This is a genomic window from Streptomyces viridifaciens (genome assembly GCF_001888885.2).
GTDB classification, from domain to species: domain Bacteria; phylum Actinomycetota; class Actinomycetes; order Streptomycetales; family Streptomycetaceae; genus Kitasatospora; species Kitasatospora aureofaciens.
The window spans coordinates 3786741-3799389 of the sequence record NZ_CP090841.1 but is presented as its reverse complement, the minus strand read 5'-3'; the positions used below and the strand labels follow the sequence as shown (position 1 = coordinate 3799389).

General features: G+C 73.8%; 13 protein-coding genes and 1 tRNA gene. 5 read left to right on the top strand and 9 right to left on the bottom strand.

The window, feature by feature from the left end:
- Window positions 1-94 precede the first annotated feature (94 nt).
- The 5 genes from BOQ63_RS23985 to BOQ63_RS23965 all read right to left on the bottom strand — a co-directional run bounded on the left by BOQ63_RS23985 (window position 95) and on the right by BOQ63_RS23965 (window position 4602).
- On the bottom strand, window positions 95-1276 hold the full coding sequence (locus BOQ63_RS23985) for an LPXTG cell wall anchor domain-containing protein (protein WP_191093586.1): 1182 nt from the start codon (window positions 1274-1276) through the stop codon (window positions 95-97).
- A gap of 349 nt (window positions 1277-1625) precedes the next feature.
- The gene (locus BOQ63_RS23980; RefSeq protein WP_030278419.1) at window positions 1626-2204 is read right to left on the bottom strand and encodes a flavodoxin family protein; all 579 of its coding nucleotides are present in this window, start codon (window positions 2202-2204) and stop codon (window positions 1626-1628) included.
- A 128-nt stretch (window positions 2205-2332) separates the two neighbouring features.
- Window positions 2333-3217 carry an NAD(P)-dependent oxidoreductase gene (locus BOQ63_RS23975; RefSeq protein WP_030278416.1) on the bottom strand — a complete coding sequence of 295 codons (885 nt, stop codon included), beginning with the start codon at window positions 3215-3217 and terminating at the stop codon, window positions 2333-2335.
- 121 nt (window positions 3218-3338) lie between these two features.
- On the bottom strand, window positions 3339-3761 hold the full coding sequence (locus BOQ63_RS23970) for a YunG family protein (protein WP_050366688.1): 423 nt from the start codon (window positions 3759-3761) through the stop codon (window positions 3339-3341).
- 280 nt (window positions 3762-4041) lie between these two features.
- Window positions 4042-4602: a GlcG/HbpS family heme-binding protein gene (locus tag BOQ63_RS23965; protein WP_030278413.1), complete on the bottom strand. Its 561-nt coding sequence runs from the start codon at window positions 4600-4602 to the stop codon at window positions 4042-4044.
- Between the two features lie 409 nt (window positions 4603-5011).
- On the opposite strand from BOQ63_RS23965, the gene BOQ63_RS23960 reads away from it, so the two are divergent.
- Window positions 5012-6244, top strand: coding sequence for a sensor histidine kinase (locus tag BOQ63_RS23960; protein WP_030278411.1), 1233 nt, complete (start codon window positions 5012-5014; stop codon window positions 6242-6244).
- Window positions 6241-6942 (top strand): response regulator, encoded by a 702-nt coding sequence (locus BOQ63_RS23955; RefSeq protein WP_078938770.1) that lies wholly within the window; start codon window positions 6241-6243, stop codon window positions 6940-6942. The genes BOQ63_RS23960 and BOQ63_RS23955 overlap by 4 nt, the downstream gene beginning before the upstream one ends.
- A gap of 466 nt (window positions 6943-7408) precedes the next feature.
- Here the strand turns inward: BOQ63_RS23955 and BOQ63_RS23950 are convergent, their stop codons facing one another.
- Window positions 7409-7990: a hypothetical protein gene (locus tag BOQ63_RS23950; RefSeq protein WP_030278407.1), complete on the bottom strand. Its 582-nt coding sequence runs from the start codon at window positions 7988-7990 to the stop codon at window positions 7409-7411.
- Between the two features lie 222 nt (window positions 7991-8212).
- Here BOQ63_RS23950 and BOQ63_RS23945 point away from each other — a divergent pair, with 222 nt between their 5' ends.
- The gene (locus BOQ63_RS23945) at window positions 8213-8995 is read left to right on the top strand and encodes an alpha/beta fold hydrolase (protein ID WP_072654935.1); all 783 of its coding nucleotides are present in this window, start codon (window positions 8213-8215) and stop codon (window positions 8993-8995) included.
- 85 nt (window positions 8996-9080) lie between these two features.
- Here the strand turns inward: BOQ63_RS23945 and BOQ63_RS23940 are convergent.
- Window positions 9081-9154 (bottom strand) — tRNA-Gly (locus BOQ63_RS23940).
- A gap of 262 nt (window positions 9155-9416) precedes the next feature.
- On the opposite strand from BOQ63_RS23940, the gene BOQ63_RS23935 reads away from it, so the two are divergent.
- Window positions 9417-9653 (top strand): hypothetical protein, encoded by a 237-nt coding sequence (locus BOQ63_RS23935; RefSeq protein WP_033346883.1) that lies wholly within the window; start codon window positions 9417-9419, stop codon window positions 9651-9653.
- A gap of 72 nt (window positions 9654-9725) precedes the next feature.
- On the top strand, window positions 9726-10301 hold the full coding sequence (dcd, locus tag BOQ63_RS23930; protein ID WP_030278387.1) for a dCTP deaminase: 576 nt from the start codon (window positions 9726-9728) through the stop codon (window positions 10299-10301).
- A gap of 109 nt (window positions 10302-10410) precedes the next feature.
- Here dcd and BOQ63_RS23925 read toward each other — a convergent pair whose 3' ends face one another.
- Window positions 10411-11301, bottom strand: a complete 891-nt coding sequence (locus BOQ63_RS23925; RefSeq protein ID WP_030278385.1) for an alanyl-tRNA editing protein — start codon at window positions 11299-11301, stop codon at window positions 10411-10413.
- An 86-nt stretch (window positions 11302-11387) separates the two neighbouring features.
- Window positions 11388-12311, bottom strand: a complete 924-nt coding sequence (locus BOQ63_RS23920) for a Yip1 family protein (RefSeq protein WP_051746519.1) — start codon at window positions 12309-12311, stop codon at window positions 11388-11390.
- Window positions 12312-12649 lie beyond the last annotated feature (338 nt).

Below are 12649 nucleotides of genomic sequence, written 5' to 3'. Positions count from 1 at the left end.
CGTGGACGGTCGGGCGGCACGGGGGTACTCGGGAAAGCCCCCGCTTCGACGGCCCCGGGCCGGCCCTGCCGGGCCCGGGACCGTCGGTCGGGGCTCAGCCCTGCTGGCCCGCCTTGCGGCGACGCAGCACCACGAGGGTGCCGACACCGGCGACCAGGACGGCGCCGCCGGCGGCCGCGATCGCGGTGGTGTCATCGCCGCCACCGGTGGTGGCCAGGCTCTTGTCCGCGTCGGAGGCGGCCGTCTTGGCCTTGGTCACGACGGCCGGGGTGATCTTCGGCGGGGCGACCTTCGGGACGTCCACCGGGAAGTCGATCGGCTGCTGGGCGTCGGTGCTGCCGCCGGACGGGGCCGGGGTGGTGGTCTCGCCGGAGCCGGAACCCGAGCCGGTCGGGGAGGCGGACGGCGAGGCGGTGCCGGTGGCCGGGGTGGTCGGCGCGGGGGTGGTCGGGGCCGGCGTGGTCGGGGCCGGCGTGGTCGGGGCCGGCGTGGTCGGCGTGCTGGTGGCGGTCGCCGTCGCGGTGGTCGTGGGCGACGCGGTGGCGGTCGGGCTCGGCTTGCCGGTCTTGGTCGGGGTGGGGCTCGGGGTGGGCTTGCCACTGCCGCCACCGGCCTTGATGGTGAAGCCGGCGCCCTTGATCCCGTCGCAGCTGAAGTGGCCGTTGTCGGACTCGTCGTCGGCGTTGGCCTCGAAGGCCACCGGTACGACGCCGGCCTTGCCCAGCGGGGTGTCCTTGGTGAAGGAAACCCGGACGTCGATGTCGATCCGCTTGCCGGGGGCGACGAAGAGCAGCGCGTCGTCGGCGGGGCCGCCGTCGGACACGCCACCGAGGAGGATCAGCACCGCGCTGTCGTCGCCGTCACCGCCACCGGGCGCGATCGAGCCGGCCTTCCAGGTGCCGCCGCCGGGCAGACCGGCCGGCAGCTGGTACTCGACCTTGAGGTCCTTGGCCTTGAGCGTGCCGGCCTTGTTCTTGAACTTCAGCAGCGGGAAGGCCACGAAGTCGTTCTTGGCCGAATTCTGGATCCGGTAGGAGAAGACCCGGGCGGGGCCGCCGGCGACGAAGGTGTCCGGGACACCGCGCACCGAGAGGTCGAGGCCCTGGTGCTTCGCCTGCTCGGCCTGAGCGGCGGCGGACGGGGCGGCGGCGGACGGGGCGGCGGCGGACGGGGTGCCGGGGGAACCGACGGCCATGGCGCCCTGGGCGCCGGTGAGCACCAGCGAGGACGTGAGCGCGGCGACGCCGGCCAGGGCAAGACTGCGACGTATGGACAAAGAGACCTCACGGAAGTGTCCGGGCGAGGCCCGGGCGCGAGGGGGCGGCCGCAGACGCCGCGAACCCCCCGCGAAGCTGAAAGTCCGACGGAGAGTACCGAACGATCCAGCCACTCCGGAAGGCAGGTGCCCCGCTGTGACGCACTATCGGGGCCAGGGCGCCCGAATCGTCCAACTCCGTCCTTCGACAGGGCTTTTGCTCTTCGCCGAAAGATGACCACAGAGTGACGGGTACACGCCCAGGGGGACGGTACCGCACGGCCCCCGATGGCCTGAATACGTCAGTCGGCCCCGGATCGGCGAAATGCCACCCGGGGCCGTGGCGTCGGTTCGGGGCCGTGGCGCCGGCTCAACCGGAGAAGAAGGACTTGGCCGCGATCAGCGCCCGCTCGTCGCGCAGGACGTCCCCTGGACGAGTGCCGTTGCCGATCAGCGCGCCACCCCAACGCATCCCCATGTACTCGGCGGTCAGCTTGAGCGTGCCGATCATGGGCTCGGCCTTGTCCTCGGTTCCGGCCAGGACGGTGACGTCCCACAGCGTGCCGCCGTTCATCCCGGCGCGGAAGTTCACCCCGGGCACCCGGAACCAGGCCGACCAGTAGTCGAGGTAGAGCTTGGCGGTGGTCGGCAGCGTGTACCAGTACACCGGCGCGACGAAGACCAGGTCGGTGGCCTCCAGGGTGGCCTCCAGCAGGGTCCGCTCGTGGCCGACCGGCTCCGGGTAGTTGCCGTCACCGGTGTGCCGCAGATCCTGGAAGGGCGGCAGCGGGTGGTCGGCGAGCCGCAGCCAGCGCTGCTCAGCACCCTCGGGCAGGCTCGACTCGGCGGCCAGTCGGGCGAGTTGTTCGGAGTTGCCGCCTGCGCGCGAGCTGGCGTCGAGGAACAGGAAACGACGTGGCGCCTCGGCGCCGGACGGCTGGACGGTCATCGGTACTCCCCCCGGTCGGGTGCTGCGGACAGAGGTGCGAGCACCCGCCGCGCGCCGGGTATTCCGCGCCCGCGCCCCGAACCGGGTCGGCTCGGGGCGCGGGCGGGGTGGGGATCGCGGGGCGGCGCTCAGTCCGGCAGTCCGGCCCGGCGGCGGGCGACCTCGGCGACGGCGGCCCAGTCCTTCTCCCCGTCGCCGTGCGCCAGCGCGTCCAGGAAGGCGTCCCGCAGGATCCCGCCGAACGGCAGCGGGACGTGGCGCGCGGCCCCCGCCTCCAGCGCCAGGCCGACGTCCTTGAGCCCCAGCGGCAGCCGGAACCCGGCGGGCTCGTAACGGCGTTCGGCCACCATCGAGCCGTAGCCGGAGTAGATCGGCCCCGGGAAGAGCGTGCCGGTGAGCATCTCCACCAGGTCGGTGGGCCGCACGCCGTGGGCCTCGGCCAGGCTGCACGCCTCGGCCATCGACTCGATCGCGCAGGCCAGCAGGAAGTTGGTGCTGATCTTGGCGGTGTTGGCCTGCCGGGGCGCGTCACCGAACCGCCAGGTACGGTCGCCCATCGCGGCGAACAGCGGCTCGACCCGGTCCAGCAGTTCGGGCGCGCCCGCGGCCAGGATGTTGAGCTTCCCCGCCTCCGCGACCGGGGGCCGGCCGAGGACGGGCGCGGCGACGTAGCCGATGCCGTGCTCGGCGTGCAGTGCCTCGGCGCGCTCGGCCAGCGCCAGCGAGACCGTGGCCATGTTGACGTGCAGGGTCGCCTTCGCGCCCGCCAGCAGCTCCGGGTCCAGCAACAACCCTTCGACCGCCTGGTCGTTGGCCAGCATGGAGACCACCGTGTCGGCGGCGAACACCTCGGCGAGCGAACCGGCCGCCTCCGCCCCCTGGGACACCAGGGCGGCCACCGGCTCGGGCGAACGGTTCCAGACCCGTACGGCGTGGCCGGCCCGCAGCAGGCTGCCTGCCATACCCCGCCCCATCGCGCCCAGCCCCACGAAACCGACCGTCGCCCCGCTCATCCGCGCACTCCCGTCGTCGCCGCCACCCGTACGGTGGTCCGTCCGAGGCCGACTGTACGTCAGGGCAGCCCCCGGGGCCGGGTGGCTGGTGCCCGGCCTGCGCCAGGCGCCAGAACAGGCCCTAGGCGACCCGGGCCGGGCGGCGGATCCGGTTCGCGGCGGCCCCGCGCTCCAGCTCGGTGACCACGCGGTGGCGCAGCAGTTCGTACTGGGCCTGGAGCCGGCCGGGGCGGGCCGGGCGGGCGACCGGGCGACCGGGGCCGACCAGCTCGTCCGGGCCGAACTGCTCGCGGGTGAGGTCGATCTCGACACCGGTGGCGAAACGGTTCCACCAGTGGAGGTCCGTCCGGACCCCGTCGACGTGCACCTCGCCCATCATCAGCTCGCCGCCGAGCAGGTCGTGCACCACCATGGCCGTCACCCCGCACTGGCCGCGGGCGGGATTGTCGGGACGCCAGTGGGCCAGGTCCTCGGGCGCACAGGTGTCGACACCCCAGGAGGAGCGGATCGCACGTTCGATGTCGTTGAGGGTCCACGCCGTCATACCGGGAAGCCTGCCACGCGGCACTGACAACGACACCGGCTTTTCAAAGGGTCATCGCCTGTTCTGCGACGACCCCTCCCGCGTTCACCCGAACGAGGACACGGTGGGGTTGCGGGCGGGAGCACGGCGGCGGTTCGGGGAGTCACGCGCCCGGCCGGTCGGCCCCGGGGAGGCGGCCGACCGGCCGAATGGGTCACCGCGCCACGGTCACGCGGTCCGTGGTCAGTCCGTCGGGATCACTCGGTCGCGGTCACTCGGTCCGCGGTCACTCGGTCCGCGGTCACTTCGCCAGCGCGGCGACGCCCGCCTGCGCGAACTGCTCGTCCAGGTCGCCGCTGGGCGCGCCCGCGACGCCGATGCCCGCCACCGGGGCACCCTTGGACTGCGCCGGTGCACCGCCGGCCAGGAACAGCGTGCCCGGGATGTCCTTCAGGTTCGGGGCCTGGGCCAGTCGCTTGGCCAGCTCCGAGGTCGGGGCGTTCCAGGAGACCGCGGTGAAGGCCTTGCGCTCGGCCGACTCGGTCGCCTGCGGGCCAGCGCCGTCTCCCTTGAGCAGCACCCGGGTGACGCCGTCCCGGTCGACCACGGCGACCGAGACGTGCTGACCGGCCTTGTTCGCCGCGTCCAGGGCGGCCTGGGCGGCGCGAGTGGCGGCGTCGATGTTCAGACCGGTGCTCTGGGCGAGGTTCTTGTTCTGGGTGTCGACCTTGACGGCGGCCGGCGCGGCCGGGGTGTCGGTGGTCTCGGCGCTGGCCGAGACGGCGCCCACGCCGGCGGCGGCGAGCGCGGCGACGGCGGCGGTGCCGGTCAGCACCCGGGCGCGCACGGAGGTCTTCTTCATGGTCCAGCTCCTCAACGGGATCACGGTTACGGGCCTGCGGAGGTCCACCGGGATTCGTGGGGGTCCGTGGGAATCCGTGGCGGCCGCAGGGGTTCGGGGCCGGGCGGCGGGGGACCGCCCGGCTCTGCCTCGATCCTCCGGCCGGATCCGGGCGCGCGGCATCGACGGTCCGGCGCGACCGTCCGGGCACGTTGGGGGACGGCTCCGTCAACCGATCGGCTGATGCGGGACCGGGCCGGACGGGTCACCATCGAGGGATCGGCGCAGGTCCGTACCGGCGAGCACAGGCCGGTGCCGGCGAGCACAGACCGGTGCCGGCAAGCGCAGGCCGCGCGGTGCGCGCCGATCCGCCACCACAGTCGACGGTCGACCGAGCGCCGTCCGGAGCCCGTAGCGCCAGGAGCCAGCCGTGCAGCACACCCGCCCGTCCGGCGGCCCGCCCCTCGGCGGTCGCGATGCCGGGAACCCGGACGCCGGCCGGCTGGCGCTGCTGCTGGACTTCGCCTTCCTGCTGCTGCTCGCCGCCGCCCTCAGCCGCTACCTCACCCACCACGCCGACAGCCCCTGGATCCCGTGGGTGATCGGGCTGAGCACCGCCCTGGCCGTCGCCCAGCCGACCGCCTCCTGGCTGGAACACCGCCGTCCGGCCGCGCCGGACCGACCGCGCCGGTGGCCGGTCGCGCTGGTGGTCGCGCTCTGGGTGGTGCTGGTGCTGCTCGCGCCGAGCTTCGCCTGGTGCGCCGTCCCGCTGATCTACACCGGGCTGCGGGCGCTGCCCGCGAAGGCGGCGATCCCGCTGGTGGCGGCCCTGACGCTGCTGGTGGTGATCGCCGAGATCCGGCTGCCCGGCACGGCGGACGCCACCCTCGTCCTGCTGCCGCCCGCGGTGGCCGCGCTGGCCACCGGGGTGTTCCTGTTCATGGCCCGGCAGGCCGCCCGGCAGCGCGCGCTGATCGCCGACCTGGTCCGCACCCGGCGCGAACTCGCCGCCACCGAACGGCGGGAGGGCACGCTCGCCGAGCGCGAGCGGCTGGCGATGGAGATCCACGACACCCTGGCGCAGGGCCTGTCCAGCCAGCAGATGCTGCTGCAGGCCGCCGACCGCACCTGGGACACCGACCCGGCGACCGCCCGTACCCACGTCCGCACCGCCGCCGAGGTGGCCGCCCGCAACCTGGCCGAGGCCCGCCGCTTCGTCCGCGACCTCGCCCCGGCCGAACTCGCCGACGGCGGCACCCTCGACGGGGCGCTGCGGGCGCTGGCCGGGCGGGAGTCCGCCGAGAGCGGGCTGCCGGTCCGGTTCCACCTGGACGGCACGCCCGTCCCGCTGCCGACGGCGGTCCAGTCCGCGCTGCTGCGGATCGCCCAGGGGGCGCTGGCCAACGTCCGCGAGCACGCCGGGGCTTCGGCGGCCGCGATCACGCTCTCCTTCCTCGGCGACCAGGCCGTGCTGGACATCGCCGACGACGGACAGGGCTTCGACCCCTCGGCCGGGGACCGGCGCGCCTCCGGCGGCGCCCGCGGGTACGGGCTGCCGGCCATGCGCGCCCGGCTGCGGCAGCTGGGTGGCACGCTGACGGTGGAGAGCACCCCCGGCGAGGGCACCGTGGTGTCCGCCGCGATCCCCCTGGAGCAGCGATGAACGCAGCGCGCAACACTCCGAACGACGCACCGGGCGGTGCGCCGAGCGGTGCCTCCGGTACGGCGCCGGGCCCGTCGGCCGTCCGGCTGCTGGTCTGCGACGACCACGCGGTGGTGCGGGCGGGCCTGCTGGCGCTGCTCGCCAGCGCGGGCGACATCGAGGTGGTCGGCGAGGCGAGCACCGGCGAGGAGGCCGTCGCGCTGGCCGCCGAACTGGCGCCGCAGGTCGTGCTGATGGACCTCCAACTCGGCGACGGCATCGACGGCGTGGAGGCCACCCGTCGGATCACCGCCGCCCCCGGCGGACCGCACGTCCTGGTGCTCACCACCTACGACACCGACGCCGACATCACCCGGGCCATCGCCGCGGGCGCCACCGGCTACCTGCTGAAGGCCGAACGGCCGGAGGAACTGTTCGCCGCCGTCCACGCGGCCGCGCAGGGCCGGACGGTGCTCTCGCCGCCGGTCGCCTCCCGGGTGATGGCGCAGATGCGGGCGCCCTCGCCGCAGCTCACCGAGCGCGAGCAGGACATCCTCGAACAGCTGGCACAGGGGCTGGGCAACCGGGAGATCGCCCGGACGCTGTTCATCAGCGAGGCGACGGTGAAGACCCATCTGGGGCGGATCTACGACAAGTTGGGCGTGGACACCCGGGCGGGAGCGGTGGCGGTGGCCAAGGAGCGCCGACTGCTGCGCTGAGCGCGCGGGCCGCCGGCGGGGCCCGTCCGACCTGTCGTCCACCCCGCCACTCACTGCGCTGGGCACTCGCGCGGTGTCACTCCGTGGTGACATGATGCATGGAATGTCGGATTCCAGGCCGCACGATCTTCCGTGCCCCAGGCGTGCGGCACTACCGCGAACGGCCTGACGAACCCCCAAATGCGTGGTGGGACGCCCATCACCCCGGCCCGACCGGATCGCCACGATTGTGGATTTTTCGTGGATCTCACTATTGACAAACCAACCACGCGGTTTGTTAGCGTGAGATCAACGACGCCCCCGGAGGTGGGGGCTCGCCGGGGTCTGTGCGGACGCTCTCGCCGGAGGGTAAGGCCAGGGGGGACGGCGGGGTTGGCCGGGGTGTCGGGGGGAGCGGCAGCGCCGAAGCCGCGCGACGAGGCGGCGTGGAGCGGGTCCGGGGGGACTCGCTCCACGCCTCCCCCGGTCACACCAGCGCGCTCCAGTACGAGCAGTGCACATGGGGCAGCGCCGCGGGGTCCGGCTCACCGGCACCCGGCAGTGCGGGCACCCGCTCCGAGCAGGCGACGCCGAGCAAGCTCGCGGTCAACCGGATCTCGCCGAACTCACCGAAACACAGCACCAGTTGGGAGCCGTACCGAGTGGTGGCCGCGACGCCCGGCCGGTCCCGCCCCGCGTTCAGCGAGGTGATCGTCCACCCGCGCCGCCGCCACTGACGCTCCACCATCGCCGCCAACTCCCGCCGCCGGCCCGGCGATACGACGGTGAGCACATCCCGCCCCCGGGTGACGTACCAGAGCACCTCCGGCTCCCGCCGCCCCGGCGCGGACAGCCGCACCCCCGCCCGCGGCACCGTCTCCCGCCATACCGGAGCCGGCCTGACGGCGCCCATCGTGTCCCGGAGCAGCGCCTCGCAGTGCTCCGCCGCGTCGAGTTGATCGACCGTCACATCCGGGGCCAGCACCGGCCACCAGTCCGGCGCGGCCGACGCGCCGCCGCGGAAGCCGCCCGGACATCCGAGGTTCAGCTCGGCACCACCTGACTGCACAGGGCCCCTCCGTACTCCTCCCGGCGTTCAACCCGGGCAGGCATTCCGTCACTCCTTGGACGGCGGTCGGGCACGGACAGTTCCGCCGGCGCGACTCCCTGAATTGCACTGCACGGTGCAGTTGAACCACTGATCTGTACCGTGTAGTTTACTTCCCGAGCCGCCAAAGCCCCCGAGGCCCCGGCCCAGAGCCGATCCAGAACCAACCGGAGGAACCCCGCCATGCCCACCATCACCGTCGGCACCGCCCGCATCCCCTACCGCATCGTCGGCGACGGCCCCGACACCCTCCTCCTGGTCCACGGCACCGGCCCCGGCTCCGGCATGTGGGACGCCATGCTGGACGCCTTCACCGACCGCTACACCGTCCTGCTGCCCGACCTCTCCGGCAGCGAGGCCGCCGAGGACGACGGCGCCCCGCTCACCCTGGAAACCCTCGCCGAGCAGGTCAACGCCGTGATCGACGACGCGGGCCGCGGGCCCGTCGACCTCCTCGGCTTCTCACTCGGCGCGGTCGTCGCCACCGCGGCCGCCGCCCTACGGCCCGACCAGGTCCGCCGCCTGATCGCCACGGCCGGCTGGATCAGCGCCGAACAGGACGAGTACCTCCGGCTCTCCATGGCCACCTGGCTCTCCCTCGCCGACGACCCCACCGCCTTCGGCCGCTACGCCACCCTCACCGCCTTCAGCCGCGGCTTCCTGAACCGCATCGGCCGCGAGGCCGTCGAGGCCAACACCTCCTACATGCAGCCGACCCCCGGCACCCTGCGCCACATCGCCCTCGACCTCGCCCTGGACCTCGCCCCGCTCCTCCCCCGCGTCCAGGCCCCCACCCTGGTCATCGGCTGCACCCAGGACGCCACCGTCCCGGTGGAGAACACCCGCCGTCTCCACGCCGCGCTCCCCACCAGCACCTACGCCGAGTTCGACACCGGCCACATCGCCCCCGCCGAGGAGCCCGCCGCCTTCGTCAAGACCGTCCGCGACTTCCTCGCCGCCGCCTGACCCGCCCCGGCCGACCGCCGACCGCCGACCGCCGACCGCACAAAACAAGAAAGCCGCAGGTCAGATGACCTGCGGCTTTCGGTAGTGGAGCGGGCGACGAGAATCGAACTCGCGCTCTAAGCTTGGGAAGCTCATGTTCTACCATTAAACTACGCCCGCCTGATGAGCCGTCAGAGACCGCTCGATCCAGTGTCACTGTACCCCATCCGCCGCCGTGGTTGCACGGCTGGTCCGAGCCGTGGCGGAGCCGGACGGGGGAAAGCGGGGGGCGTACTGTTTGGGCCGCGTGTGAGTGCTCCGGTGGGTGTGGGGTCGGGGCGGCGAGCCACGGTGTGGAATGTCCGGAACATCCCCTAATGTGACGCTGTCCCGAGGCCCGGCCGCCGGGGCGCGATGAGTACGGGTGAGTACTGGGTTAGGGATGGGAAGGGGATCGATGGAGCAGCGCACCGTCGTTCGTTGTGCCGAGGGGCACCTGTTCAGCACCACCACGTTTCCGATGCAGAACCTCGGTCCGGGCCGGCTCGGGCCCGGACGGTTGATCCGCTGTCCGCAGTGCGGACGGCTCCGGAGCTCGGTGCTGGCCGACGTGCGGGAGCTGTCCACGGCCCAACTGGCGCAGGCGATGCGGTTGGAGGCCGCCGAGTTCCTGGCCTGACGGCCGGCGGGAGGACACCCGGGGCCCCGGACGGATTCGTCCGGGGCCCCGTCGTGCACGTAACCTCGAGACGTGCTGCTCTCTGACAAGGACATCCGGACCGAAATCGACCTGGGCCGGGTCGTCATCGACCCGTTCGACCCGGCGATGATCCAGCCGTCGAGCATCGACGTGCGCCTCGACCGCTTCTTCCGCGTGTTCGAGAACCACAAGTACCCGCACATCGACCCCTCCGAGGAGCAGCCGGACCTGACCCGGCTGGTCGAGCCGGACGGCGACGAGGCGTTCATCCTGCACCCCGGCGAGTTCGTGCTGGCCTCGACGTACGAGGTCATCACGCTGCCCGAGGACGTGGCCTCCCGGCTGGAGGGCAAGTCGAGCCTGGGCCGGCTGGGCCTGCTCACCCACTCCACCGCGGGCTTCATCGACCCCGGCTTCAGCGGCCACGTGACGCTGGAGCTGTCGAACGTCGCGACCCTGCCGATCAAGCTCTACCCGGGGATGAAGATCGGGCAGCTGTGCCTGTTCCGGCTCTCCTCGCCGTCGGAGCACCCGTACGGCTCCGAGCGCTACGGCTCGCGCTACCAGGGCCAGCGCGGCCCGACGCCGTCCCGCTCGTACCTGAACTTCCACCGCAGCCAGGTCTGACCGCACCACGACTCGGCCCGCACCGCGACTCGGGCCGCACCACGACGGAGTGCACGCACGGCGGGCGGCCGTCCCCACGAACGAGGGGGACGGCCGCCCGCGGCGTTTCTCAGGCCCGCTTCGGGCTGGTGACCGCGACCAGCTCGGCGCCGTCCTCGGACAGCCGCAGCTCGGTGCGCAGCTCGGCGAGCTCGCCCAGGTGGTGCAGGTGGGTGCCGCCGCAGAAGATCTGCGCGCCGCCCTCGGGCAGCTCGCAGTGCCACTGGCGGCGGGCGGTCAGCTCGGGGCCCGGGACGTCGATCCGGACCGGGGCGTCGGCCGCGACCCAGGCGGCGAGCCGCGCGTTGACGGCCTCGGTGAGGGCGGGCAGGGCGTCGGCGAGGGCCGGGAAGTCCTCGGTGGCGTCGACGGTGAAGCCCTTCTTCTTGAGCGACTTGCCGAGCCGGTAGGTGTCCGTGCTGGCCTGGGTGTCCATCACCGAGGCGGCCATGGCGAGGCTGTCGAAGTCGGGGTTGCCGAAGGCGTCCGAGCGGCCCGGGTCCTTGCGCCAGCGTGGGGCGAGCGCGGCGTTGAGGGCGAGGGCGAGCAGGTGGCAGCCGCTGTGCGAGGCGCTCAGGGCGGCCCGGCGCTCGGCGTCGACCGAGAGGACGGCGGTGCGGCCGGTGAGGTCGCCGGGGTCGGCGGCCAGGACGTGCAGGACCAGCCAGGACCACTCCTCGTCGCCGCGCTTGACCGGGATCTCGGCGCCGACCAGCGGGGCGCCGCCGTCCGGGCCGACCGCGCCGGTGAGGCAGTCGACCACGGCCAGCTCGGTGCCGTCGACGGTGAGGGTGCCGTGGTCGGCCGGCTGGTCGGGCCAGGTGTGGTCGAGCGGGTGGAACGGGGTGGACTCGGTCACCACCGCGTACCGGCCGTCGGCCAGCGGGTGCACAGCCAGCACCTGGGACTCGCCGGTCACCGCCCCGGCCGGGAAGCTGACGTGGGTGGTGGGGAGGGTCATGGCGCACTCCGTGGCTGGGACTGGACGAGGGTGGGCGGGCCCAGCGCCTACCGGCCGGACCCGCCCACCATTGTGCCCTTCGCCCCTCAGCCCAGGGTCGGCAGCTTGATCAACACCAACAGCGCGACCAGCTGCACCGCCGCGGCACCCGCCGCCTTGCCCCAGGGCAGGTCGTGCACCCGCCGGACCATGCCGGTCAGCAGGTACGCGCAGAGCAGCCAGGTGGCCCAGCCGACGGCCTGGACCACCGCGCTGCCGGAGGGCAGCACCAGGTCGAGCAGCAGCCGGGGGGCGTCGGTCAGCCAGCCGATCAGCGCGGCCAGGCCGACCGTCGACTTCCACGGGCCGTCGCCGCCGAGCTGGCGGGCCAGCGCGTAGGTGACCGCGCCGAACACCGCCCCGGCCACGGTGAAGCCGACGGCCGCGGCGAACAGTCCGGTCAGCGCGACCGAGAAGGTCGAGTTGACGATGTCGTCGTGGGTCAGGCCGATGCCGAGCACCGCGAGCACGCCGTACAGCAGCGAGACGGTGAGGGCGGGCAGCCAGACCTGGTGGTCGCGGGTGCGGTCGAAGATCGCGGTCGGGGTGCGGAAGATGCCGACGAACAGCTCGCGCCACTGCGGCCGGGGCCCGCTGACGTGCGGGGCGGACTGGCCGCCGGCGCGGTAGGTGGTGACGTTGTCCTGACCGTACGGGGGGTGCTGGTCCTGGCCGCCGTAGGGCGGCGGGGGCTGCTGACCGTACGGCGGCTGCTGTCCGTAGCCGCCGTCGTCGTCGTAGGGGCCCGGCGCCGGCGGCGGGGCGTAGTACGGCTGCTGCCGGTGGTACGGGTCGCGCTGCGGCTCGTACGGGTCGCCGAGCGGGAAGGCCCGGGTGTTGCCGGGCCGGTCGGCCGCGTACGGGTCGTACCCGTCGCCGACCGTGGCGCCCGGACCGCTGCCGTGACCGCCGGGGCCGCCGAGCCCGCCGACCGTCGGGTGCGCGGACGTGAAGTACTCCGGCCCGTCCACGGGCCCGTCCGTCCGCCCGTACCCCCCGGGCGGGGCCGGCCGTCCGCCGTGCGGACGGCCGGCACCCTGACCGCTGTCGTATCGATTACCAGCCACGCTCCGAAGGTACCCGTCCGGCCCAACGCGCGTCGGCCCCGGACGGAGCCGGGGCCGGTTTGCAGCGAGCCTGAGACGAACGGGTCCGAAAGCCGCCCCCGGAGCCCCACGGAGGAGGCCCGGCCGGAGGACCCGGACCGGAGGGGCCGAACCGGAGGAACCGGGCCGGAGGAGCCCGCTACCGCTGGGCGGTGACCGACGGCCCGTGCACCGCCGCGGCCGCCGTGGTGCCCGCCGGGCAG

Excerpts from the sequence above, each read along its gene's own strand:
- BOQ63_RS23980 (WP_030278419.1), bottom strand. The coding sequence starts at position 2,204 with ATGACCGTCCAGCCGTCCGGCGCCGAGGCGCCACGTCGTTTCCTGTTC.
- BOQ63_RS23975 (WP_030278416.1), bottom strand. The coding sequence starts at position 3,217 with ATGAGCGGGGCGACGGTCGGTTTCGTGGGGCTGGGCGCGATGGGGCGG.
- BOQ63_RS23970 (WP_050366688.1), bottom strand. The coding sequence starts at position 3,761 with ATGACGGCGTGGACCCTCAACGACATCGAACGTGCGATCCGCTCCTCC.
- BOQ63_RS23965 (WP_030278413.1), bottom strand. The coding sequence starts at position 4,602 with ATGAAGAAGACCTCCGTGCGCGCCCGGGTGCTGACCGGCACCGCCGCC.
- BOQ63_RS23955 (WP_078938770.1), top strand. The coding sequence starts at position 6,241 with ATGAACGCAGCGCGCAACACTCCGAACGACGCACCGGGCGGTGCGCCG.
- BOQ63_RS23945 (WP_072654935.1), top strand. The coding sequence starts at position 8,213 with ATGCCCACCATCACCGTCGGCACCGCCCGCATCCCCTACCGCATCGTC.
- BOQ63_RS23935 (WP_033346883.1), top strand. The coding sequence starts at position 9,417 with ATGGGAAGGGGATCGATGGAGCAGCGCACCGTCGTTCGTTGTGCCGAG.
- BOQ63_RS23925 (WP_030278385.1), bottom strand. The coding sequence starts at position 11,301 with ATGACCCTCCCCACCACCCACGTCAGCTTCCCGGCCGGGGCGGTGACC.